Origin of the sequence: Xanthomonas sontii (assembly GCF_040529055.1) — a bacterium.
Taxonomy (GTDB): Bacteria; Pseudomonadota; Gammaproteobacteria; order Xanthomonadales; family Xanthomonadaceae; genus Xanthomonas_A; species Xanthomonas_A sontii.
Genome location: NZ_CP132342.1, coordinates 1,300,001 through 1,323,278 on the forward strand (window position 1 = coordinate 1,300,001; position 23,278 = coordinate 1,323,278).

16 protein-coding genes, 1 tRNA gene and 2 rRNA genes are annotated in these 23,278 nt (G+C 66.2%); 13 read left to right on the top strand and 6 right to left on the bottom strand.

The genetic code is table 11. The features are described 5' to 3' along the window. The first annotated feature begins 2 nt into the window (after nucleotides 1–2). From RAB70_RS05635 to RAB70_RS05650, 4 genes are all read left to right on the top strand, one after another. Nucleotides 3–79 (top strand) — tRNA-Ile (locus RAB70_RS05635). A 223-nt stretch (nucleotides 80–302) separates the two neighbouring features. Continuing rightward, nucleotides 303–3,182 (top strand): 23S ribosomal RNA (locus RAB70_RS05640). A gap of 155 nt (nucleotides 3,183–3,337) precedes the next feature. Beyond that, a 5S ribosomal RNA gene (gene rrf / locus RAB70_RS05645) occupies nucleotides 3,338–3,452 on the top strand. A gap of 780 nt (nucleotides 3,453–4,232) precedes the next feature. Beyond that, nucleotides 4,233–5,300, top strand: coding sequence for an NAD(P)-dependent alcohol dehydrogenase (locus RAB70_RS05650; RefSeq protein ID WP_148829639.1), 1,068 nt, complete (start codon nucleotides 4,233–4,235; stop codon nucleotides 5,298–5,300). A gap of 314 nt (nucleotides 5,301–5,614) precedes the next feature. Here the strand turns inward: RAB70_RS05650 and RAB70_RS05655 are convergent, their stop codons facing one another. Together RAB70_RS05655 and RAB70_RS05660 are read right to left on the bottom strand one after the other, a co-directional pair. After that, nucleotides 5,615–7,357, bottom strand: a complete 1,743-nt coding sequence (locus RAB70_RS05655; protein ID WP_148829640.1) for a M28 family metallopeptidase — start codon at nucleotides 7,355–7,357, stop codon at nucleotides 5,615–5,617. A gap of 81 nt (nucleotides 7,358–7,438) precedes the next feature. Further along, nucleotides 7,439–8,101, bottom strand: a complete 663-nt coding sequence (locus tag RAB70_RS05660) for a hypothetical protein (protein ID WP_148829641.1) — start codon at nucleotides 8,099–8,101, stop codon at nucleotides 7,439–7,441. A 103-nt stretch (nucleotides 8,102–8,204) separates the two neighbouring features. Between RAB70_RS05660 and RAB70_RS05665 the strand changes: the two genes are divergently transcribed. After that, the gene (locus RAB70_RS05665; protein WP_408068861.1) at nucleotides 8,205–9,515 is read left to right on the top strand and encodes a murein hydrolase activator EnvC family protein; all 1,311 of its coding nucleotides are present in this window, start codon (nucleotides 8,205–8,207) and stop codon (nucleotides 9,513–9,515) included. A gap of 104 nt (nucleotides 9,516–9,619) precedes the next feature. Continuing rightward, on the top strand, nucleotides 9,620–11,164 hold the full coding sequence (locus RAB70_RS05670; RefSeq protein ID WP_225851695.1) for a S41 family peptidase: 1,545 nt from the start codon (nucleotides 9,620–9,622) through the stop codon (nucleotides 11,162–11,164). Nucleotides 11,165–11,230: 66 nt separating this feature from the next. On the opposite strand, the gene RAB70_RS05675 is transcribed toward RAB70_RS05670, so the two are convergent. The 3 genes from RAB70_RS05675 to RAB70_RS05685 are packed head-to-tail and all read right to left on the bottom strand — an operon-like array spanning nucleotide 11,231 to nucleotide 13,270. Next, a complete protein-coding gene (locus RAB70_RS05675; RefSeq protein ID WP_148829643.1) occupies nucleotides 11,231–12,217 on the bottom strand; it encodes a D-2-hydroxyacid dehydrogenase family protein in 987 nt (328 codons plus the stop codon). 4 nt (nucleotides 12,218–12,221) lie between these two features. Beyond that, entirely contained in the window at nucleotides 12,222–12,542 is a 321-nt protein-coding gene (locus RAB70_RS05680) for a DUF1820 family protein (protein ID WP_017908048.1), read from the bottom strand. A 35-nt stretch (nucleotides 12,543–12,577) separates the two neighbouring features. Continuing rightward, nucleotides 12,578–13,270, bottom strand: coding sequence for a rhomboid family intramembrane serine protease (locus RAB70_RS05685; protein ID WP_017908049.1), 693 nt, complete (start codon nucleotides 13,268–13,270; stop codon nucleotides 12,578–12,580). 245 nt (nucleotides 13,271–13,515) lie between these two features. Between RAB70_RS05685 and RAB70_RS05690 the strand changes: the two genes are divergently transcribed. Next, complete coding sequence (locus RAB70_RS05690; protein WP_017908050.1) at nucleotides 13,516–14,856, top strand: outer membrane protein transport protein; 1,341 nt, start codon at nucleotides 13,516–13,518, stop codon at nucleotides 14,854–14,856. 140 nt (nucleotides 14,857–14,996) lie between these two features. Here the strand turns inward: RAB70_RS05690 and putA are convergent, their stop codons facing one another. Beyond that, nucleotides 14,997–18,191, bottom strand: coding sequence for a bifunctional proline dehydrogenase/L-glutamate gamma-semialdehyde dehydrogenase PutA (gene putA / locus RAB70_RS05695; RefSeq protein ID WP_148829655.1), 3,195 nt, complete (start codon nucleotides 18,189–18,191; stop codon nucleotides 14,997–14,999). Between the two features lie 263 nt (nucleotides 18,192–18,454). On the opposite strand from putA, the gene RAB70_RS05700 reads away from it, so the two are divergent. Genes RAB70_RS05700 through RAB70_RS05725 form a run of 6 tightly spaced genes read left to right on the top strand, consistent with a single transcriptional unit; the run spans nucleotide 18,455 to nucleotide 23,205 of the window. Then, entirely contained in the window at nucleotides 18,455–18,931 is a 477-nt protein-coding gene (locus RAB70_RS05700; protein ID WP_019796200.1) for a DUF2244 domain-containing protein, read from the top strand. A gap of 20 nt (nucleotides 18,932–18,951) precedes the next feature. After that, on the top strand, nucleotides 18,952–19,944 hold the full coding sequence (gene coxB / locus RAB70_RS05705) for a cytochrome c oxidase subunit II (protein WP_148829644.1): 993 nt from the start codon (nucleotides 18,952–18,954) through the stop codon (nucleotides 19,942–19,944). 31 nt (nucleotides 19,945–19,975) lie between these two features. Next, nucleotides 19,976–21,586, top strand: a complete 1,611-nt coding sequence (gene ctaD / locus RAB70_RS05710; protein WP_017914173.1) for a cytochrome c oxidase subunit I — start codon at nucleotides 19,976–19,978, stop codon at nucleotides 21,584–21,586. Further along, a complete protein-coding gene (locus tag RAB70_RS05715) occupies nucleotides 21,586–21,717 on the top strand; it encodes a hypothetical protein (RefSeq protein WP_017914172.1) in 132 nt (43 codons plus the stop codon). The genes ctaD and RAB70_RS05715 overlap by 1 nt, the downstream gene beginning before the upstream one ends. Then, on the top strand, nucleotides 21,714–22,304 hold the full coding sequence (locus RAB70_RS05720) for a cytochrome c oxidase assembly protein (protein WP_017914171.1): 591 nt from the start codon (nucleotides 21,714–21,716) through the stop codon (nucleotides 22,302–22,304). The genes RAB70_RS05715 and RAB70_RS05720 overlap by 4 nt, the downstream gene beginning before the upstream one ends. Nucleotides 22,305–22,323: 19 nt before the next feature. Next, entirely contained in the window at nucleotides 22,324–23,205 is an 882-nt protein-coding gene (locus tag RAB70_RS05725) for a cytochrome c oxidase subunit 3 (protein ID WP_010341611.1), read from the top strand. Nucleotides 23,206–23,278: the final 73 nt, after the last annotated feature.

The window sequence follows — 23,278 nt, forward strand, 5'->3', positions numbered from 1 at the left end:
TTGGGTCTGTAGCTCAGGTGGTTAGAGCGCACCCCTGATAAGGGTGAGGTCGGTGGTTCGAGTCCTCCCAGACCCACCACTCTGAATGTATCGCACACTAAGAATTTAGATGCTCGGCGTTGAGGCCGTAGCGTTGTTCTTTAATAATTTGTGATGTAGCGAGCGTTTGAGAACATACTTCTCGACGTGTCGTTGTGGCTAAGGCGGGGACCTCGAGTCCCTAGAAATTGAGTCGTTATAGTTCGCGTCCAGGCTTTGTACCCCTGGACTGAATATGACCTTGAGGCAACTTGAGGTTATATGGTCAAGCGAATAAGCGCACACGGTGGATGCCTTGGCGGTCAGAGGCGATGAAGGACGTGGCAGCCTGCGAAAAGTGTCGGGGAGCTGGCAACAAGCTTTGATCCGGCAATGTCCGAATGGGGAAACCCACTGCTTCGGCAGTATCCTGCAGTGAATACATAGCTGCTGGAAGCGAACCCGGTGAACTGAAATATCTAAGTAACCGGAGGAAAAGAAATCAACCGAGATTCCCTAAGTAGTGACGAGCGAACGGGGACTAGCCCTTAAGCTGGTATGGTTTTAGAAAAACAACCTGGAAAGGTTGGCCATAGAAGGTGATAGCCCTGTATTTGAAAGGGCCATACCAGTGAAGACGAGTAGGGCGGGGCACGTGAAACCCTGTCTGAACATGGGGGGACCATCCTCCAAGGCTAAATACTCCTGACCGACCGATAGTGAACCAGTACCGTGAGGGAAAGGCGAAAAGAACCCCGGAGAGGGGAGTGAAATAGATCCTGAAACCGTGTGCGTACAAGCAGTAGGAGCTCGCAAGAGTGACTGCGTACCTTTTGTATAATGGGTCAGCGACTTACTGTTCGTGGCAAGCTTAACCGTATAGGGGAGGCGAAGGGAAACCGAGTCTGATAAGGGCGCATAGTCGCGGGCAGTAGACCCGAAACCGGGTGATCTAGTCATGCCCAGGGTGAAGGTCAGGTAACACTGACTGGAGGCCCGAACCCACTCCCGTTGCAAAGGTAGGGGATGAGGTGTGATTAGGAGTGAAAAGCTAATCGAACCCGGAGATAGCTGGTTCTCCTCGAAAGCTATTTAGGTAGCGCCTCATATGTATCCTCTCGGGGGTAGAGCACTGTTATGGCTAGGGGGTCATCGCGACTTACCAAACCATTGCAAACTCCGAATACCGAGACGGACTGTATGGGAGACACACGGCGGGTGCTAACGTCCGTCGTGAAAAGGGAAACAACCCAGACCCACAGCTAAGGTCCCAAATTCACTGCTAAGTGGAAAACGATGTGGAAAGGCATAGACAGCCAGGAGGTTGGCTTAGAAGCAGCCACCCTTTAAAGAAAGCGTAATAGCTCACTGGTCGAGTCGGTCTGCGCGGAAGATTTAACGGGGCTAAGCAGTGAACCGAAGCTTGGGGTGCATCGCGATAAGCGATGCGCGGTAGAGGAGCGTTCCGTAAGCCTGCGAAGGTGGATTGAGAAGTCTGCTGGAGGTATCGGAAGTGCGAATGCTGACATGAGTAACGACAATGCGGGTGAAAAACCCGCACGCCGAAAGCCCAAGGTTTCCTTGCGCAACGTTAATCGGCGCAGGGTGAGTCGGCCCCTAAGGCGAGGGCGAAAGCCGTAGTCGATGGGAAGCAGGTTAATATTCCTGCACCTCGCGTAAGTGCGATGGAGGGACGGAGAAGGTTAGGTGTACCGGGCGTTGGTTGTCCCGGGGAAAGGCGGTAGGTTTGGATCTTTGGCAAATCCGGGATCCTTTAAGACCGAGCACCGAGACGAGTCTTTTAGACGAAGTCACTGATACCACGCTTCCAGGAAAAGCTCCTAAGCTTCAGCTTACGCAGACCGTACCGTAAACCGACACAGGTGGGTAGGATGAGAATTCTCAGGCGCTTGAGAGAACTCGGGTGAAGGAACTAGGCAACATGGCACCGTAACTTCGGGAGAAGGTGCACCCTTTTTGGTGGCTCGTGCGAGCTATAGCTGAAGAGGGTCGCAGAAACCAGGCCGCTGCGACTGTTTATCAAAAACACAGCACTCTGCAAACACGAAAGTGGACGTATAGGGTGTGACGCCTGCCCGGTGCTGGAAGGTTAATTGATGGGGTCAGCCGCAAGGCGAAGCTCTTGATCGAAGCCCCAGTAAACGGCGGCCGTAACTATAACGGTCCTAAGGTAGCGAAATTCCTTGTCGGGTAAGTTCCGACCTGCACGAATGGCGTAACGACAGCGGCGCTGTCTCCACCCGAGACTCAGTGAAATTGAAATCGCTGTGAAGATGCAGCGTTCCCGTGGCAAGACGGAAAGACCCCGTGAACCTTTACTATAGCTTTACACTGAACGTTGAGTTCGTCTGTGTAGGATAGGTGGGAGGCTATGAAACTGTGGCGCTAGCTGCAGTGGAGCCATCCTTGAAATACCACCCTGTCGTGCTTGACGTTCTAACCTAGGTCCGTAATCCGGATCGGGGACCGTGTATGGTGGGTAGTTTGACTGGGGCGGTCTCCTCCTAAAGAGTAACGGAGGAGCACGAAGGTACGCTCAGCGCGGTCGGACATCGCGCACTGTGTGCAAAGGCATAAGCGTGCTTGACTGCAAGATCGACGGATCAAGCAGGTACGAAAGTAGGTCTTAGTGATCCGGTGGTTCTGTATGGAAGGGCCATCGCTCAACGGATAAAAGGTACTCCGGGGATAACAGGCTGATACCGCCCAAGAGTTCATATCGACGGCGGTGTTTGGCACCTCGATGTCGGCTCATCACATCCTGGGGCTGTAGTCGGTCCCAAGGGTATGGCTGTTCGCCATTTAAAGTGGTACGCGAGCTGGGTTCAGAACGTCGTGAGACAGTTCGGTCCCTATCTGCCATGGGCGTTGGAGATTTGAGAGGGGCTGCTCCTAGTACGAGAGGACCGGAGTGGACGAACCTCTGGTGTTCCGGTTGTCACGCCAGTGGCATTGCCGGGTAGCTATGTTCGGAAGCGATAACCGCTGAAAGCATCTAAGCGGGAAGCGCGCCTCAAGATGAGATCTCCCGGGACACAAGTCCCCTAAAGGAACCATGTAGACTACGTGGTTGATAGGTCAGGTGTGTAAGTGCAGCAATGCATTGAGCTAACTGATACTAATGATCCGTGCGGCTTGACCATATAACCTCAAGATGCTTCCTCATAAGCATCCCTTAGCGCGACACACGTCGATCGCTCTCACTCGCTCGCTACATCACACCCCATGAGAGGCTGGCGCCCTGCCGTCCTCGGTCCAACAACCGAGTACACGCACGCGGCGACACTCCAACCGTCTCCCTGGTGAAATTAGCGCTGTGGAACCACCCGATCCCATCCCGAACTCGGAAGTGAAACGCAGCTGCGCCGATGGTAGTGTGGCTCAAGCCATGCGAGAGTAGGTCATCGCCAGGGGCTTTACCCCAAATCCCCGTCCCACTAGGACGGGGATTTTTTATTGCGTGTGCGAAAAACAACGCGCATGCGAGCGAAGCACGGGCGCAGGCCCCGCGGCGACATGCCACCCGAGGGCTGCGCGCCGTACCCTCACCCCAACCCCTCTCCCGGCGGGAGAGGGGCTCGGTTCTTCCTTCTCCTGTCGGGACCATGGCCCCCTTTGCGGGGGAAGGTGCCCCGCAGGGGCGGATGAGGGGGCGGGCGAAGCCTCGCAGTGACCGATCGGCGCTGCGCGCGCCGTACCCTCACCCCAGCCCCTCTCCCGGCGGGAGAGGGGCTCGGTTCCTCCACGGCCTCCTGGGCGTCTGTTGTCGACAAGCGGCAACCCTGCCTACAAGCATCTGCCTGCCAAGGCCTACTGCACGATCGAACCGACTCTGCGTCCAAAGTGGACAGAGCATGTAGGCGATCCTGTGACTGGTCATTGGACGCATTGCGCGCACTTCTTGGTGCGCGTTTCTCATCGATTGCAGATCCGCTCACGTGCAATCTGCCGATGAATGCCGATCAGCGCGTCCACATGTCACCGTCAAGTGCATTGGCGTTCAGCCGAACATGTGCGCCAGTCCGCACTCGGTGAGGCGTTTTGACGACGCGCATCGCACCGTTCCATGTGGCGATGCGTCTCTTTCATGCCCCGCCGCTTAGACTTTTCCGCCTCAGGCGACCGCGTAGGCATCGATTGCTCTACATGCGCACCGCCCTTCGGCCCCTTTCACCCACCACGAGGCCTTCCCCATGAGCCAAGCCAATGGATACGCCGCCAAGGCGTCCGATCAGCCGCTGACCCCGTTCACCTTCGAGCGCCGCGCGCTCGGTGCGCACGACGTCAGTATCGAGATCCTCTACTGTGGCGTCTGCCACTCGGATCTGCATACCGCCCGCAACGAGTGGCACAACACCCAGTACCCGTCGGTGCCGGGCCATGAAATCGTCGGTCGCATCACCGCGGTGGGCGACCAGGTCAGTGCCTTCAAGGTCGGTGATCTTGCCGGTGTCGGCTGCATGGTCGACAGCTGTCGGCATTGTGCTTCCTGTGCCGATGGCGAGGAGCAGTATTGCGAGAACGGCTTCGTCGGCACCTACAACGGTCCGATGTTCGGCGGCGAGAACACGTATGGCGGCTACTCCGATCACATCGTGGTCGACGAGAAGTACACGTTGCATATTCGCCACGATGCCGAGCAACTGGCGGCGGTGGCGCCGCTGCTGTGCGCCGGCATCACCACATATTCGCCGCTGAATCACTGGAAGGTCGGCCCGGGCAAGAAGGTCGGCATCGTTGGGCTGGGCGGCCTCGGGCACATGGGCGTGAAGATTGCCCATGCGATGGGCGCGCACGTGGTGCTGTTCACCACCTCGGCCGGCAAGCGCGAGGACGCGCTGCGCCTGGGAGCGAACGAGGTGGTGGTGTCGAAGAATGCCGACGAGATGGCGGCGCACACCAACAGCTTCGATTTCATCCTCAACACCGTCGCGGCGCCGCACGATCTGGATGCGTTCCTGACCCTGCTCAAGCGCGACGGCACCATGACCCTGGTCGGCGCGCCGGCCGAGCCGCATCCGTCGCCGACGGTGTTCAACCTGATCATGAAGCGGCGCCAGTTGGCCGGTTCGCTGATCGGTGGCATTCGCGAGACGCAGGAGATGCTGGATTTCTGCGCCAAGCACGGCATCGTGTCCGACATCGAAACGATCGAGATGGCGCAGATCAACGAGGCCTACGAGCGCATGCTCAAGGGCGACGTGAAGTACCGCTTCGTCATCGACATGGCCAGCCTGGCGCAGACCAAGCAGGCCGCCTGAGCCGACGGCGACCGTGGCGGTCAGCCGCCACGGTCACGTCATGCGGCATAGTCATCCCATGAAAGCCCGGGCAGCGCATGCCCGGGCGTTTCTATAGCGGTAGCTCTCGTCGCCGCCGAAGTGCTCTACGCGTGGGCTTCCGATCGGCATTCGAGGCGCTCGGAAGACGTCCGGCAACCGCGCACCGCTGCGTGCGGTAAGCGATTTGCACGATGTGGTGGCAGCGACGATGCCCGGTGCGCCGCGCGACCGATGGGGGCAGAGACGACAACGGCGCCGAAGCGCCGCTGCCATGACACTAAGGAAGCCGCCGCCTACTTGCCGGCGGCAGGCTCGGCCGCGGGCAACGACGTCGGCCTGCCCATCATCTTGTCGCGTGCGGCCTTGAAGGGATTGTCCGCGTACCAGTTCGGCCAGCTGTCGCCGGCGGCCAGTTCCTTGCCAACGCCGTACACCGCCTGCAGGTCGTCCATCACACCGTCGAGCTTCCAGGTCGCCGGGTCGTACTCGTCGGCTGGCGTGTGGTAGCGCTTGGCGTACTCGGCTGCCGCACGGCGTCCTGCTTCGATGCCACCGTCGACCAGGTCTTCGCCGCCGTCGATGTACAGCGCCGGCACGCCGGCCTTGGCGAAGTTGAAGTGATCCGAACGGAAGTAGAACCCGCTCTGCGGCGCGTCTTCGGCGTGCAGCACGCGGCCTTGCGCGGCCGCGATCGGCTTGAGCAGGTCTTCCAGCTGTGAGCTGCCGAACCCGTTGACCACCAGGTCCTTGGCGCGCCCGGCCACCGGCATCGCATCCAGGTTGATGACGCCGGCGATCTTGTTCAGCGGGAAGGTCGGATGCGCCACGTAGTACTTGGAACCGAGCAGCCCCGACTCCTCCAGCGTCACCCCCAGGAACACCACCGAACGCTCGGGCTTGGGCTGCTGGTGCGCGAACGCCTCGGCGATTTCGAGGATGCCGGCCACGCCGGTGGCGTTGTCGACCGCGCCGTTGTAGATGTTGTCGCCGGGCTCGCCCTCGTGCTTGCCCAGGTGATCCCAGTGCGCCATGTACAGCACTGCCTCGTCGGCGCGGCTGCCGCCGGGCAGCACGCCGACCACGTTGCGCGAGGTCTTCTCGGCGATGGTGCTCTTCAGGTCCACCGAGAGCTTGGCCTTCAGCGGGATCGGCTTGAAGCCGCGCTTGCTGGCGTCCTTGTAGGCCTGCGCCAGATCCAGGCCGGCGTCGGCGAACAGCTGCTTGGCCGCCTCGGCGGTGAGCCAGCCCTGCACCGGAATGCGCGGCTCCGGATCGTCCTTCGCCGGCAGGTCGTACTGCGCGCCGGACCAGGAGTTCTTGACCACGTCCCAGCCGTAGCTGGCGCCGGGCGTGTCATGCACGATCAATGCGGCGGCGGCGCCCTTGCGCGCGGCTTCCTCGAACTTGTAGGTCCAGCGCCCGTAGTAGGTCATGCGCTTGCCTTCGAACAGGCTGCCGTCGCCGGTGTGGAAGCCGGGGTCGTTGACGAACATCACCACGGTCTTGCCCTTCCAGTCCTGGCCGGCATAGTCGTTCCACTTCTGCTCCGGCGCGTCCACGCCGTAGCCGACGAAGACCATGTCGCTGCCATCGAGCTTGACCTCGGGCTGGCCGGTGCGCGTGCCCACCACCATGTCGGTGCCGAAGGCCAGCTGCCGTGCTGCGCCGTCGTGGGCGATGGTGAGCGTGGTGCCCGGCGCCGCGGTGGTCTCGGTCATCGCCACGTCCTGGAACCAGCTGTCGCCGTTGCCCGGTTGCAGGCCGATGCGCTGCATCTGGTCGCGGATGTAGCTGACCGTCTTGTCTTCGCCCGGCGTACCCGGACCGCGGCCTTCGAAGGCATCCGAGGACAGCGTCTTGACCAGTTCCGCGAAGTCCGCCGGTGCGATTCCGGTGGAGAACGCGTGCGTGGGCGCCGCAGCGGGTGCGGGCGCCGCGGCCGGTGGCGCGGTGTCGGCGGCCGGGGCAGGCGCTTCGCGTTTGCACGCGGTCAGCGCCGCGGCTGCGGCCAGGCACAGCACGAGCTTGCGGGACATGGGGGCTCCTGATGGCGAGGGAACCCCGGATTCTATAGGCAAGCCGCACGCGCCCGGGCGGGCGCGTCGTCGCGGCACGGCTCAGTTGTTCGGCGCGGTGTCGCCGTCGAAGGGCAGCGCGGTGGCGCCGGTGATCGGCCCGGTCTTGGCGCTGCGGTGCACGTACAGGGTCACTTCGCGCTCGAAGCGCAGCGGGCCGTCCACCACCGCACGCGGGCCGACGATGACCCGCGGCTTGCGCGTCGGCTTGAACGACATGCTGAAACTGGGCTTGTTGATCGAAATGCCACCACCGACATGCGAATCGTGGCCGACGGTGATGTCGCCGTTGACCGTCTCGATGCCCTTGTCCAACTGCGTGGCGACCAGGCCGATGCTGCCGTTGACGCTCTCGATGCCGCCGCCGACGCGGCCGCCGCGGTCGACGAAGATGCCGCCGTTGACGGTTTCGATGGAACCGGCGACCTGTGCGCGCTCGCCGAGGGTGATGCCGCCGTTGACCGTGGACAAGCCCTTGGTCTGCGCGCCGTCGGCGACCTTGACGCTGCCGTTGACCGTTTCCACGCTGCCCACCTGGGCGCCGGACTGGACGGTGATGCTGCCGTTGACCGTTTCCAGATCGCCGTACTGCTTGCCGGCGTCGGCGGTGATGCTGCCGTTGACCTTGCTGATGCCTTCGCCCGCGAACGCCGGGCCGGCCGTCAGGGCCAGCGTCAGCACAACCGCCAGATGCATGCGTTTCATCCTTCACCTCCCGGGCGCCGGCGATGCGGCCGCAATCAATCGTGGGGCGATCACAACACGCTTCGCTACAATCCACACCTGCCTGAAGTCACTGGACCCTCGCTTGCCCGCAGCCGCGCCTGTCCCATCGCATTCCGCCGCGCCCCGCGCGGCCGAGCGGCGTGCGCCCGGACACTGGCGCGGCCTTGTGCGCCGCCTGCTGGCGCTGACGTGGCTGCTGACCGCCGGCGTAGCCGCGGCGCAGAATCCGCGCGAGGCCGAGAAGCGCCTGGAAAAGGTGCGCAGCGAGCTGAAGAGCGTGGCCGAGGAGCGCCGGCAACTGGAAGGCAAGCGCGGCGACGCCGCACGCCAGTTGCGCGAGGCCGACGAGAAGGTCGCCGTCACCGGCCGCAGCCTGGCGCAGACGCAACAGGCGCTGCAGCGGCACCAGCAGACCCTGGCCGAGCTCGAGCGCAAGCGCGATGGCCTGCGCAGTGGCTTGACGCGCCAGCGCGCCGAACTGGCGCAGCTGCTGCGGGCGGCCTATGCCATCGGCGGCAATGCGCCGCTGAAGCTGCTGCTGGCGCAGGACCGCGTGGCCGATGCCAACCGCCTGCTGGCGTATCACCGTTATCTGCAGCGCGAGCGCGCGCAGCGCATCGCGACCTTGACCCACGAGTTGCAGGCGCTGGAACAGGTGCAGCGCGAGGTCGTCGAACAGAAGCAGCAACTGAGCGAGGCCCAGCGCCGCCAGCAGGAACAGGCCCAGGCGCTGCAGCGCGACCGCAAGCAGCGCGCCAGCGTGGTCTCGGAACTGGACCAGCGCTACCAGGACCGCAGCGAACGCGAGAAGGCGCTGGGCCAGGATGCCAAGGCGCTGGAAACCCTGCTCGCCAACCTGCGTGCCGCCGCCGCCCGCGCCGAGGCCGAGCGCCGCGCCGCGGCCAGGCGCGAGGCGGCCGAACAGGCGGCGCAGGCCAAGGCCGCGGCGAAGGCCGGGCGTGGCGGCGGCAAGATACCGCCCAAGGTGGTCGCCTCGGCACCGCCGCTGAAGGTCGGTGGCCTGGGCTGGCCGCTGTCGGGCGACCTGATCGCGCGCTACGGCGGCAGGCTGCCCGATGGGCGTACCAGCAGCGGCGTGCTGATCGCCGCGCCCGCCGGCAGCACCGTCACCGCGGTCGCCGACGGTACTGTGGTGTTCTCCGACTGGATGACCGGCTACGGCATGATCCTGATCGTGGACCACGGCAATGGCTACATGAGCCTGTACGCGCACAACGACACCCTGCTGCGCGACGCGGGCGCCAAGGTCAAGCGCGGCGATGCGGTGGCCAAGGTCGGCAATTCCGGCGGCCAGGGCCGTCCGGCGCTGTACTTCGAACTGCGTCGCAATGGTCAGCCGGTGGATCCATCGTCGTGGCTGCAGCGCCGCTGAGCCACGCGGCCGCGACGCGTTCAACGCGAATTTAGCTCGGCTTCGCGCATAATCCGGACAACCGCGCCGTGCACGGTGCGGGTCTTCCCCAATCGGAGTGCTTCATGCGCGTAGTCCTGTCCGCAGCCCTGTTGCTCGCTCTGGCGCCGCTGCCGTCGATGGCGCAACGCGCCGAGGCGCAGACGCCCACGGCCCCGGCGGCCAGCGCCGACGATCCGGATTCCACCGAATCGGCCAGTGCCAAGGTGCCGCTGGACGAGATCCGCCGCTACGTGGCGGTCTACAACGCGGTGAAGGAAGCCTACGTCGATCCGGTCGACGACAAGAAGCTGATGCAGTCCGCCATCCGCGGCCTGCTGCTGGACCTGGATCCGCACAGCACGTATTTCAGCAAGGAAGACGCCGAAGCCTTCGACGAGCAGACCAGCGGCGCCTACGACGGCATCGGCGTGGAGCTGCTGCAGCTGCCGGACAACACGCTCAAGGTGGTGTCGCCGATCGACGACACGCCCGCCGCGCGCGCCGGCCTGCGCTCGGGCGACATCATCATCGCCATCGACGGCAAGCCGATCAGCGCGGTCAAGGCGATGGAGCCGCTGCGCGGCGAGCCGGGCAGCAAGGTCGTACTGACCATCGCCCGCGACAAGGTCGCCAAGCCGTTCGACGTGACCCTGACCCGGCAGACCATCCGCGTGGCCAGCGTGCGCAGCCGCATGCTCGAACCGGGCTACGGCTATATCCGCATCAGCACCTTCCAGGCCGACACCGGCGCCGATTTCCACAAGCAGTTGCAGCAGTTGCAGGCGCAGGCCGGCGGCAAGCTGCGCGGCCTGGTGCTGGACCTGCGCAGCAATCCGGGTGGCCTGCTTACCGCGGCGGTGCAGGTGGCCGACGACGTGCTCGACAAGGGCACCATCGTCAGTACCCGCGGGCGCATCTCGGTCAGCGATTCCAAGTTCGACGCCACCCCCGGCGACCTGCTCAACGGCGCGCCGATGGTGGTGCTGGTGGATGCCGGTTCGGCCAGCGCCTCGGAAGTGCTGGCCGGTGCGCTGCGCGACAACAAGCGCGCGCGCATCGTCGGCAGCCGCACCTTCGGCAAGGGCTCGGTGCAGACCGTGCTGCCGCTGGACAACGGCGACTCGGTCAAGCTGACCACGGCGCGGTACTACACCCCCAGCGGCAAGTCGATCCAGGCCAGCGGCATCGTGCCCGACGTGGTGCTGCATCCGGAGGCCAGCGCGGACGATGCCGACAAGCCGGCGGCGATCGCCGACTACAGCGAAGCGACCCTTCCGGGCCACCTGCATGGCGACGACGAGGGCGCCGAGGGCTACACCGCCGGCGACGTACTGCCGGGCGATGGCCCGATCGCGCAGGCGCTGGCCGAACTGAAGCAGCCCGGCGCGGTGGCGCGGGCGGCCGTGGCGGCACCGGCCGGCAAGGGCAAGGCCAAGCCGGCGCACAAGCCTGCGGGCGCGGCGCCGAAGGCCGCCCCGGCGAAGCCGCCGGCGGCGGAACCGGCCAAGCCCGAGTCCGACAAGACCGGCTCCGACAAGACCGAGCCTGCCAAGCCCGAGTCAGACAAGACCGGCTCCGACAAGACCGGCTCCGACAAGACCGGGCCTGCGCCGGCCTCCGGTACCTGAGCCGACGGCGGCCCGCCTCGCCATCGCGCGCGGCGTGGCCGCTGCGCGGCGGCGGTGGCCAGCCGCTCAGTCGGCGACGCTGAGGACCTCTGGATTGGCCAGCCGCTGCGGCGCATCGGCGGCGAAGGCCAGCACGTTGTCGAAGGCGGCGCCGAAATACAGGTCGTAGCTGCCCTGTTCGACGTAGCCCAGGTGCGGCGTCGCCAGCACCCGCGGATGCCGCAGCAGCGGATGCTGCGGATCCAGCACCGGTTCCTGCTCGAACACGTCCAGCGCCGCCTGTCCAGGACGGCCGGCGTCCAGCGCGGCCAGCAGCGCGCCGGGCGCGATGAGTTCGGCGCGGCTGGTGTTGACCAGCAGCGCGTCCGATTTCATCCGCAGCAGGTCGTCCAGTCCGATCTGGTGGCGGGTGGCCGCGACCAGGCGGCGATGCAGCGTCAGCACATCGCTCTCGGCGAACAACGCCTCGCGGCTGGCGGCGACCGCAAAGCCGTCGGCGCGCGCCTGCGCACAACTGTCCTCGCTCCCCCATACCTGCACGCGCATGCCGAAGCCACGGCCGTAGGCGGCGACGCGGCGGCCGATCTTGCCGTAGCTCCAGATGCCCAGGGTCAGCCCGTCCAGGCTGCGGCCCAGCTGCGCATCGCCGGTGGCCTGCCAGTGTCCGGCCAGCAGCGCATCGCGGTAGGCGGGCAGGCGCCGGCTGGCGGCCATCAGCAGCGCCCAGGTCAGTTCTGCCGGTGCCACCGGCGCGCCGACGCCTTCGGCCACGGCCACACCGCGCGCGGTGCAGGCGGCCAGGTCGATGTGTTCGCCGATCCGCCCGGTCTGGCTGATCAGGCGCAGCTTCGGCAGTCGCGCCAGCAGGGCAGCGTCGATGCGGGTGCGCTCGCGGATCAGCACCAGCGCCTCGGCCTCGGCGGCGTGGCGAACGAAGGTCTCGCGCTCGGGCACCAGCGCGGTCAGCACCCGCACATTGTGCGCCTGCAGCCGCGCGAAGCAGGGCAGGTGGCGCACCGCATCCTGATAGTCGTCGGCGATCAGGATGCGCATCGGCTCAGCGTGGCTTGCCGGGCATCGGGAACGGCGTGACCACCTTCTCGCCGGTGGCCGCGTCGCGGATCGTCGATTGGCCCTTCTTCTCCACTTCCTCGATGCGCACAATGCTCTGCATCGGCAAGTGCAGCGTCTTGGTGTCGCCGAACTCCTCGCGCAGGCGTTCCTCGGTGGGATCGATCACCAGCCCGTCGTGCACGTCGAACACCAGCGTGCCGATCTCGGTGAAGCCCCACAGGTGGCTGCTGCCGACGTGCTGGCAATACAGCTCGTAGACCTTTCCGTGGTTGAGGAAGGTCACTTTGTACAAATGCTTGAACATGCGCGCAGTATACGGGCGCCGTTGCCGCAGGCGGCTCAGAAGCCCTTGCGCTTGCGCAGCCGCCGCGCGATCGCCGCGCGCACGTACAGCCCGTAGACCATGCCGAAGGCGAAGCCGGCCAGGTGCGCCGACCACGCCACCATGCCGAAGGCCGGGCCGATGTAGGCGAACACCACCTGCAGCGCCGCCCAGGTGCCGATCAGCAGCGAGGCCGGGGCGCGCACGAATTCCAGGAACAGCCCCAGCGGCAGCACCACGCCGAGCTTGGCCCGCGGGAACAGCGCCAGGTAGGTGCCGATCAGCGCCGAGACCGCGCCGCTGGCGCCGATGATCACCCGGTCCGGGGTGCCGACCGCGAACACCGCGGCCAGGTTGGAAATCGCCCCGCCGCCCAGGAACAGCAGCAGGAACCGCCACGGCCCCAGCACGCGTTCGGCGGGCAGGCCGAAGATCAGCAGGAACACCAGGTTGCCGAGCAGGTGCGACCAGTCGGCGTGCAGGAACAGGGCGGTGAACAGGCGCAGCACGCTGCCGTCCTGCACCGTGGCCAGCCAGTCGCGCGGGCTGCCCACCCCGGCCGAGAGCGCGCCCCAGTCCAGCCACAGGGTCGCGCGCGCCTCGTCGGGGCGGCTGATCGACCACAGGAAGGCCAGCCACATCGCCGCGAACAACAACGGCGTGGCCCAGCGCAGCGTGGTGCGTTCGCGGGAGGGGATGGAAACGAACATGCGAGGGAACGGGGGAGCCGGAGACCGCCAGGGACGCCACGATAACGACTTCATCCGGCTGAACGCACGCCGACTCCACACGAAGCTGAACGCATCATGTCGTTATTGTTTAGTTAACGGTGCGGGGTATACTCGCATACGGCGTCGTATGTCGGGAGGGGACTCCGGCGCGTATTCCTGGACCATTCCGGCCCGGGAATGCGCAGGCGCGAACACAGACACTCGTCTTCCGGAGAAAGCTAGCCATGCAAAACGCAACCCAGTTCGTCCGTTTCACCGCTCTGGCCGTCGGCATCGTCGGCGCGCTGGCCATGGGCCAGGCGCACGGCGCCGCGTTCCAGCTCAAGGAGAACAGCGCCAAGGGTCTGGGCCGCGCCTTTGCCGGCTCCGGTAGCGCCCCCGGCGATGCCTCGATCATCGCCGTGAACCCGGCCGGCATGCGCCAGCTCGACGGCAAGGTGTTCCAGGCCGACGTCAGCGCCATCCAGTTCTCGGCCAAGTACCAGGGCAACGGCGGCACCTACGCCAATGGCCAGCCGATCTCCGGTGGCCGTGGCGGCGACGCCGGCATGATCGCGCCGGTTCCGGCCGCGTACTTCCACATGCCGTTCGGCGAAAACAACAACATGCACTTCGGCACCTCGCTGACCGTGCCGTTCGGCTTCAAGACCGAATACGACCGCGACTGGGTCGGCCGCTACAACGGCGTGAAGACCGAGCTGCAGGCGATCGACCTGAACTTCGCCTTCTCCTACGACGTCAACCCGTACGTGTCCTTCGGCGCGTCCGTGTTCGCCGAGCGCCTGAACATCGAACTGACCAACGCCATCGACTTCGGCACCGTCCTGGCCTCGCGCCGAGTGCCGGGCTTCGCGCCGGGCAGCGCCGACGGTTTCTCGCGCATCAAGGGCGACAACACCGCGGTCGGCTTCACCCTGGGCGGCCTGTTCAGCGTCGACGAGCACACCCACATCGGCTTCAGCTACCGCTCGCAGGTCGAGCACAAGATCACCGACGGCGACGCCGACTTCACCGTGCCGGGCAATGCCGCCACCGTGTTGGCCTTCGCCGCGCCGGGCACCTTCGTCGACACCAAGGGCCGCGCCACGGTCAAGCTGCCGGCCAGCGCCACCGCCAGCTTCACCCACGACATCAACGAGCAGTGGACGGTGATGGCTGACGTCACCCGCACCGCCTGGAGCAAGTTCGACAAGGTCACCGTCGACTTCGCCTCCAACCAGCCCGACAGCGTGCTGGACTTCTCGTACCGCGACACCACCTTCGTGTCGCTGGGTGCCGACTACCGCATGAGCGACACGCTGACCCTGCGTGGCGGCCTGGCCTACGACCAGACCCCGACCACCGACCAGCACCGCGACGTGCGCGTGCCGGACGCGAGCCGCAAGTGGGTCTCGTTGGGTCTGACCTGGAAGCCGTCCGAGCAGACCGAGTACAGCTTCGGCTACACCCACCTGTTCACCAACGACCCGAGCATCGCCACCACCAGCGCCACCGGCAATCGCCTGGTCGGCGACTACGACGTGAGCGGCAACGTGCTGGCGGCCTCGGTCAACTACAAGTTCTGATCGCAGGCGCTTCGCAGTTCCACGAAAAAGCCCCGCTTCGGCGGGGCTTTTTTTATGCCTGTCCGCGGCGCATGGCGCGCGCTGCGGCAGGCGGCGCTCGGCGCAGGTTCCGGGCGGAACGCTGCGCCGAAGCGGGCCGGTCAGTCGCCCAGGGTCAGCAGCGAGGCGTTGCCGCCGGCGGCGGTGGTGTTGACCGTCACCACCTTCTCGGTGGCGAAGCGCAGCAGGTAGTGCGGGCCGCCGGCCTTGGGGCCGGTACCGGACAGGCCCTGGCCGCCGAACGGCTGCACGCCGACCACCGCGCCGATCTGGTTGCGGTTGACGTAGACGTTGCCCACCGCCACGCGCGAGGCGATGCGCTCGATGGTCTCGTCGATGCGCGAATGCACGCCCAGGGTCAGGCCGTAGCCGGTGGCGTTGATCTGGTCGATCACCGCGTCGAGCTGGTCGGCCTTCCAGCGGATCACGTGCAGCACCGGGCCGAAGATCTCGCGCTGCAGCTGCGTCAGCGACTGCAGCTCGTAGGCGCGCGGGGCGAAGAAGCTGCCGTGGGCGGTAGCGGCGTCGGTGGCGGCGACGGCGATCGCGCGCGCTTCGCGGTCCATGCGTGCGGCGTGGTCGGTGAGGATCTGCAGCGCATCGGCATCGATCACCGGGCCGACGTCGGTGGACAGCAGGCCGGGGTCGCCGACCTTCAGTTCGGCCATGGCGCCGGCCAGCATGGTCATCACCTTGTCGGCGATGTCGTCCTGCACGAACAGCACGCGTGCGGCCGAGCAGCGCTGGCCGGCGGAGATGAAGGCGCTGGAGATCGCGTCCTTGACCACCGCTTCCGGCAGCGACGAGGAGTCGGCGATGAAGGCGTTCTGGCCGCCGGTCTCGGCGATCAGCACGCCGATGGCGGCATCGCGCGCGGCCAGCGCGCGGTTGATCGCGCGGGCGGTGTCGGTGGAGCCGGTGAAGGCGACGCCGGCCACGCGCGGATCGCGGGTCAGCGCGGCGCCGACGGTGGCGCCGTCGCCGGGCAGGAACTGCACCACCGCCTCCGGCACGCCGGCTTCGTGCAGCAGCTTCACCGCGGCATGGCCGACCAGGTTGGTCTGCTCGGCCGGCTTGGCGATGACGCTGTTGCCGGCGGCCAGCGCCGCGGCGACCTGGCCGAGGAAGATGGCCAGCGGGAAATTCCACGGGCTGATGCAGACAAACACGCCACGGCCGTGCAGTTGCAGTTCGTTGGATTCGCCGGTCGGCCCGGGCAGGCGCTCGGGGGCGCCGAACTGCGCACGCGCCTGGCCGGCGTAGTAGCGCAGGAAATCCACCGCTTCGCGCACTTCGGCGACGCCGTCGGGCAGGGTCTTGCCGGCTTCCTTGACGCACAGCGCCATGAACTCGGGCATGCGCGCTTCCAGCAGGTCGGCGGCGTGTTCGAGGATGGTGGCGCGGCTGGCGGCCGGGGTGCGATTCCAGGCCGGATAGGCGGCTGCGGCATTGCTGAGCGCCTTCTCCACGGTGGCGGCATCGGCCGGCTTCCAGTGGCCGACCACCTGGCGGCGGTCGGCCGGGTTGGCGACCGGCAGGGCGTCGCCGGCGATCACCGCGCCGGGCACCAGCGGCGCGGCCTGCCAGGGCTTGAGCGCGGTGTTGAGCTGGTCGGCCAGCGCGCGCAGATCGTTGTCGTTGGCGAGGTTGGCGCCCATGGAGTTCTTCCTGTTGTGGTTCTGGCTGCGCAGCAGATCGACCGGCAGCGGAATCTTCGGATGCGGGATGGAGGCGAACGCGGACACGGCCTCGACCGGGTCGCGGATCAGGTCTTCGATGGCCACGTCTTCGTCGGTGATGCGGTTGACGAAGCTGGAGTTGGCGCCGTTCTCCAGCAGGCGCCGCACCAGGTAGGGCAGCAGGTCCTCGTGCGAACCCACCGGCGCGTACACGCGGCAGGGCACGCCGAGGCGGTCGGCGGGGATCACTTCGGCATAGAGGTCGTCGCCCATGCCGTGCAGCTTCTGGTGCTCGTAGTCGCGGCCGCCGGCGATGGCGCGCACCGCGGCGATGGTCTGCGCGTTGTGGGTGGCGAACATCGGATACAGCGCATCGCTGTGCGCGAACAGGCGCTTGGCGCAGGCCAGGTAGGACACATCGGTGTTCTGCTTGCGGGTGAACACCGGATAGCCCGGGTGGCCCTCGACCTGCGCGCGCTTGATCTCCGCGTCCCAGTAGGCGCCCTTGACCAGGCGCACCGGGATGCGGCGGCCGACGCGGCGCGCCAGGTCGGCGAGGAAATCGATCGTGTACGGGGTGCGCTTCTGGTATGCCTGCACCGCCAGGCCGTAGCCTTCCCAACCGTCCAGCGAGGGATCGGAGAAGGTGGCCTCGATGATGTCCAGCGACAGTTCCAGGCGGTCGGCTTCTTCGGCGTCGACCGTGTAGCCGATGCCGTAGGACTTGGCCAGTTGCGCCAGTTCCAGCACGCCGGGCACCAGTTCGGCCATCACCCGCGTGCGCTTGGCGTGCTCGTAGCGCGGATACAGCGCCGAGAGCTTGATCGAGATGCTGGGCGCGGCGAACACCGCGTCCTTGCCGCCGCCCTGCTGGCGCTGCGCGGCGAAGTGCTTGCCGATGGCGTGGATCGCCTGGCGGTAGGCATCGAGATAGCGCTGCGCGTCCTTCATGGTCAGCGCGCCTTCGCCGAGCATGTCGAACGAGTAGCGGTAGTGGGCGTTGTCGCCCTTCTTCGAGCGGGTCAGCGCCTCGCCGATGGTCCGGCCCATCACGAACTGATGGCCCATGATCTTCATTGCCTGGCGCACCGCCAGACGAATCACCGGCTCGCCGACGCGGCCGATCAGACGCTTGAACGCGCCGGACACGTCGGCGCGGGTGAGGTCGTTGATCTGCACGAGCTTACCGGTGAGCATCAGGCCCCAGGTCGACGCATTGACCAGGATCGAGTCGCTCTCGCCCATGTGCTTCTTCCAGTCCGCATCGCCGAGCTTGTCGCGGATCAGCTTGTCGGCGGTGTCCTGGTCGGGGATGCGCAGCAGCGCTTCGGCCACGCACATCAGCAGCACGCCTTCCTCGCTGCCGAGGTCGTACTGGCGCATGAAGGCCTCGATCGCGCCCTGGTCCTGGGCGCGGGCGCGCACGCGGGTGACCAGGTCGGCGGCCAGCGCCTGCACCCTGGCCTGGTCGGCCGCGGGCAGGCGCGCCTGCTCGAGCAGTTCGCGTACGTGTTCGGCTTCGTCCTTGAGCCAGGCGGCGGTGATCGCCGCGCGCAGGGCCTGCGGCGCGGGCGGGAGTTCGGGGGACAGCAAGGGCGAAGGAGACGCGGACGGCATCGCCGGAACAGAGCCGGCGCCAGGCAGAGCGTTCATGCGGGAAAGGCCAGGGACAGAGCCCGCTATTTTATGTCAGCGCCTGCACGCGCAGGGGGTTGCCGGCATCGCCACGGCGATGGCGGACGCGTCCAGGCTGAACGCACATCTTGTTGCGCTACAGCATTTTTTGTGGTGAACGCGCGCTTGCCGCCGCGCAGGCCGGGGGCTACCATCCAGGCGTGCTCGCGGCTCGGGCACGAGCGGTTCGGAAGCGGCGGTTCGACATGATCGAAATGTTTCCGTTTTCTCCGGAGGGGTCGGGTACGCAGCTGCGGCTGCGACCGCCGCGGGCGTTGAATGCCCGGCAATTCGTTCTGTTGTTCGTCGCACTGGCCGGGGCGATGTGGGCCGTGGCTGGGCTGGGGTGGCTCGCCGGCAATGTGTTCGCGCCTGCGTTCGCCCTGTTGCACAGCATCGTGGTGGCGCTCGCGCTGCATTGGTCGTGGCGTGGCGGCGAGCGCGAAGAGGATATCCGGGTGGGTCCGGCCTGCGTGGAAGTGACCCGTCCGAATGCAGGAACGCCGGCGTTCCGCGCCCACCCGCATTGGGTGCGGTTGCGGATCGAAGGCGACGACAGGGTGGTGCTGGCATCCAGCGGCAAGCAGGTCAGGGTCGGCGAATTCCTCGGCCCCGACGAACGCCGGCAACTGGCGCAGACCCTGGAAGGCTTGCTCGCGGCCGTGACCGGCCGCAACCGATGACGCTCCAAGGGGTCTAGGCAATGAAGCAACGCGGCGGGTGGGTGCAACAGGCGGTCAGGGGCGGGATGGCGTTGGCGGCGGCGATGGCCGCACCGCTGGCGTGGGCGCAATCGGCCGATCCCAAGCCGTGGCAGCTCAACATGGGCAGGGGCGTCACCCAGAGCGCGCGCAACGCCTACGACGCGCACATGGTCGCGTTGTGGGTGTGCGTGGTCATCGGCGTGCTGGTGTTCGGCGCGATGTCCTATGCGATCTTCAAGTTCCGCAAGTCCAAGGGCGCGGTGCCGGCGCAGTTCAGCCACAACACCAAGGCCGAGATCGTGTGGACGGTGATCCCGGTGCTGATCCTGATCGTGATGGCCTGGCCGGCCACCGCCAAGCTGATCGCGATGTACGACACTCGCGATGCCGAGATGACGGTGAAGGTCACCGGCTACCAGTGGATGTGGCGCTACGAATACCTGGGCGAGAACGTCTCGTTCACCAGCCGCCTGGCGCGCAGTTCCGACCGGCTGCGGCAGAGCGGCGCGGTGCCGACGGCCGAGCACGACCCGCACTACCTGCTCGACGTGGACAACCGGCTGGTGCTGCCGGTGAACACCAAGGTGCGCTTCGTCATCACCGCCGACGACGTCATCCACGCCTGGTGGGTGCCGGCGCTGGGCTGGAAGCAGGACGCCATCCCCGGGATCATCAACGAAGCCTGGACCAGCATCGACACGCCCGGGGTGTACCGCGGCCAGTGCGCCGAACTGTGCGGCAAGGACCACGGCTTCATGCCGATCGTGGTCGAGGCCGTGAGCAAGCAGGACTTCCAGAAGTGGCTGGCATCGCGCAAGCCGGCGCCCGCCGCTGCGCCCGCCCCGGCCACGCCGGCGGCGGCCCCGGATGCTGCGCCGGCCTCCACCGAACCCGCTGCCGCGCCCGCCGACGCCCAGGCGCCGGCACCGCCGCCGCAGGCGCGGCTGTCGCGTCCTCGTTCCGACTCGCACCTGATCGTGCAAGCCGCCTGATCTCCAGCATTCCTTTTCTGAGGTAGCCGCCATGGCCCATTCGGCAGTCGATCACCACGACGAGCACGGGCATCAGCAGAGCTTCGTCGAGCGTTGGTTCTTCTCCACCAACCACAAGGACATCGGCACGCTGTACCTGCTCTTCAGCTTCACCATGTTCGTCATCGGTGCGGCGATGAGCGTGGTGATCCGCGCCGAACTGGCGCAGCCGGGCCTGCAGTTCGTCAAGCCCGAGTTCTTCAACCAGATGACCACCGTGCACGCGCTGGTGATGATCTTCGGCGGGGTGATGCCGGCCTTCGTCGGCCTGGCCAACTGGATGATCCCGCTGCAGATCGGCGCGCCGGACATGGCGCTGCCGCGCATGAACAACTGGTCGTTCTGGCTGCTGCCGGTGGCCTTCACCCTGCTGCTGCTGACCCTGTTCCTGCCCGGCGGCGCGCCGGCCGGCGGCTGGACCATGTATCCGCCGCTGATGCTGCAGGGCGGCTACAACGTCGCCTTCTCGGTGTTCGCCATCCACGTCGCCGGCATCAGCTCGATCATGGGCGCGATCAACATCATCGCCACCGTGCTCAACATGCGCGCGCCGGGCATCGACCTGCTGAAGATGCCGATCTTCTGCTGGGCCTGGCTGATCACCGCGTTCCTGCTGATCGCGGTGATGCCGGTGCTGGCCGGCGCGGTGACCATGCTGCTCACCGACAAGTTCTTCGGCACCTCGTTCTTCAACGCCGCCGGCGGCGGCGACCCGGTGATGTACCAGCACATCTTCTGGTTCTTCGGGCACCCCGAGGTCTACATCATGATCCTGCCGGCGTTCGGCGTGATCAGCGAAATCATCCCGACCTTCAGCCGCAAGCCGCTGTTCGGCTACCAGGCGATGGTCTACGCGATCGCGGCGATCGCATTCCTGAGCTTCATCGTCTGGGCGCACCACATGTTCACCGTGGGCATGCCGTTGGGCGGCGAGATCTACTTCATGTTCGCCACCATGCTGATCTCTATCCCCACCGGGGTGAAGGTGTTCAACTGGGTCAGCACCATGTGGCAGGGCTCGATGACCTTCGAGTCGCCGATGCTGTGGGCCATCGCCTTCGTCATCCTGTTCACCATCGGCGGTTTCTCCGGGCTGATGCTGGCGATCGTGCCGGCCGACTTCCAGTACCACGACACCTACTTCGTGGTCGCGCACTTCCACTACGTGCTGGTCACCGGCGCGGTGTTCGCGCTGATCGCGGCGGTGTACTACTGGTGGCCGAAGTGGACCGGGCGCATGTACAACGAGACTTGGGCCAAGTTCCACTTCTGGTGGACGATGCTGTTCGTCAACCTGCTGTTCTTCCCGCAGCACTTCCTTGGCCTGGCCGGCATGCCGCGGCGCATCCCCGACTACAACGTGGTGTTCGCCGACTGGAACCTGGTCAGCTCGATCGGTGCGTTCGGCATGTTCGTCACCCCGTTCCTGATGGCCGGCATCCTGCTGGCGTCGCTGCGCAACGGCGCGCGCGCCGAAGCGCGCTCGTGGGAAGGCGCGCGCGGCCTGGAGTGGACGGTGCCGTCGCCGGCACCGGCGCACACCTTCACCCTGCCGCCGGTGCTCAAGCCCGGCGATCTGGCCCACGACGACATCAGCCACTGATGACCGCGCAACCGCCGCTCGACGACCTGGTCCTGCGCCGCAAACGTGCGGTGCGCACCGCGCTGGTGGTCGGCGCGGTGGCGCTGGCGATCTACGTCGCCTTCGTCCTTTCGGGGGTGTTGGGCCGATGAACGCGCCAGCGCCGCGGGTGCACAGCAGCGCCGGGCTGTTCAAGCTGGTCGGCGTGGCGCTGGCGGTGTTCGTGCTGACCTTCTCGCTGGTGCCGCTGTACCGCATCGCCTGCGAGAAGGTGTTCGGCGTGCGCCTGGAGCGCGGCCCCGGCGAAGGGCCGCAGGCCGGCAAACCGCTCGCGGGCAAGCGCACGGTCACGGTGCAGTTCGATGGCGGGGTGAACTCCAAGCTGCCCTGGTCGTTCCATCCGGAGCAGCTGACCATGCAGGTGGTGCCGGGCGAACTCAACGAGGCGCTGTACTACGCGCACAACGATGGCGCGCACGCCATCGTCGGCAGTGCGGTGCCGTCGGTGGCGCCGGCACGCGCGTCCGGCTACTTCACCAAGACCGAGTGCTTCTGCTTCACCGCGCAGACCCTGCAGGCCGGCGAGAAACGCGATATGCCGGTGCGCTTCATCGTCGATCCCAACCTGCCCAGCGACATCAGCACCATCACCCTGTCCTACACCTTCTACAAGAACGATGCGCTGAGCGCGGAACTGGGATCGCCGAAACTGGCCGGTTCCGCGCGCGCGGCTCCCTGACCCGACCGGAATGCCTGCCATGGCCCAGCCCAGCACCGACGCCACCGCCAACGCCTATTACGTGCCCAGCCAGAGCCGCTGGCCGTTCATCGGCTCGATCGCGATGTTCGTGACCATGATCGGCGTGGCCAGTTGGCTCAACGACGCGTCCTGGGGCAAGTGGACCTTCTTCACCGGCATCGCGATGCTGGTGGCGACGCTGTTCATGTGGTTCGGCGATGTGATCCGCGAATCGATCGCCGGGCACTACAACCGCCAGGTCGACGTGTCGTTCCGCATGGGCATGGTGTGGTTCATCTTCTCCGAGGTGATGTTCTTCGGCGCCTTCTTCGGCGCGCTGTTCTACACCCGCACCTTCATCCTGCCGTGGCTGGGCGGCGAGGGCGACGGGGTGATGACCAATGCGCTGCTGTGGGACGGCTATTCCGCCGCCTGGCCGACCAACGGCCCGGGCGGCATCGGCGGCCAGTTCCAGACCATCCCGGCCTGGGGCCTGCCGCTGATCAACACGCTGATCCTGCTCAGCTCCGGCGTGACCCTGACCATCGCCCACCACGCGCTCAAGGCCGGACAGCGCACCCGGCTGATGGTGTTCCAGGCGCTGACCGTGGCGCTGGGCTGCACCTTCCTGTACTTCCAGGCCGAGGAGTACATGCATGCCTACAAGGAACTCAACCTGACCCTGGGCTCGGGCATCTACGGCTCGACCTTCTTCATGCTCACCGGCTTCCACGGCGCGCACGTGCTGCTGGGCACGATCATGCTGCTGGTGATGCTGCTGCGGATCAGCCGCGGCCACTTCAGCCGCGACAACCACTTCGCCTTCGAAGCGGCGGCGTGGTACTGGCACTTCGTCGACGTGGTGTGGCTGGCGCTGTTCCTGTTCGTCTATGTGCTTTGACTGCTGGAAATAGGGAATCGGGAATGGGGAATCGCAAGAGCGGCTTTCGCTTGCGCTCCCGCTTTGCCGATTC

Coding starts and splice junctions, on each gene's coding strand:
- RAB70_RS05650 (WP_148829639.1), top strand. CDS start 4,233: ATGAGCCAAGCCAATGGATACGCCGCCAAGGCGTCCGATCAGCCGCTG.
- RAB70_RS05655 (WP_148829640.1), bottom strand. CDS start 7,357: ATGTCCCGCAAGCTCGTGCTGTGCCTGGCCGCAGCCGCGGCGCTGACC.
- RAB70_RS05660 (WP_148829641.1), bottom strand. CDS start 8,101: ATGAAACGCATGCATCTGGCGGTTGTGCTGACGCTGGCCCTGACGGCC.
- RAB70_RS05670 (WP_225851695.1), top strand. CDS start 9,620: ATGCGCGTAGTCCTGTCCGCAGCCCTGTTGCTCGCTCTGGCGCCGCTG.
- RAB70_RS05675 (WP_148829643.1), bottom strand. CDS start 12,217: ATGCGCATCCTGATCGCCGACGACTATCAGGATGCGGTGCGCCACCTG.
- RAB70_RS05680 (WP_017908048.1), bottom strand. CDS start 12,542: ATGTTCAAGCATTTGTACAAAGTGACCTTCCTCAACCACGGAAAGGTC.
- RAB70_RS05685 (WP_017908049.1), bottom strand. CDS start 13,270: ATGTTCGTTTCCATCCCCTCCCGCGAACGCACCACGCTGCGCTGGGCC.
- RAB70_RS05690 (WP_017908050.1), top strand. CDS start 13,516: ATGCAAAACGCAACCCAGTTCGTCCGTTTCACCGCTCTGGCCGTCGGC.
- putA (WP_148829655.1), bottom strand. CDS start 18,191: ATGCCGTCCGCGTCTCCTTCGCCCTTGCTGTCCCCCGAACTCCCGCCC.
- RAB70_RS05700 (WP_019796200.1), top strand. CDS start 18,455: ATGATCGAAATGTTTCCGTTTTCTCCGGAGGGGTCGGGTACGCAGCTG.
- coxB (WP_148829644.1), top strand. CDS start 18,952: ATGAAGCAACGCGGCGGGTGGGTGCAACAGGCGGTCAGGGGCGGGATG.
- ctaD (WP_017914173.1), top strand. CDS start 19,976: ATGGCCCATTCGGCAGTCGATCACCACGACGAGCACGGGCATCAGCAG.
- RAB70_RS05715 (WP_017914172.1), top strand. CDS start 21,586: ATGACCGCGCAACCGCCGCTCGACGACCTGGTCCTGCGCCGCAAACGT.
- RAB70_RS05720 (WP_017914171.1), top strand. CDS start 21,714: ATGAACGCGCCAGCGCCGCGGGTGCACAGCAGCGCCGGGCTGTTCAAG.
- RAB70_RS05725 (WP_010341611.1), top strand. CDS start 22,324: ATGGCCCAGCCCAGCACCGACGCCACCGCCAACGCCTATTACGTGCCC.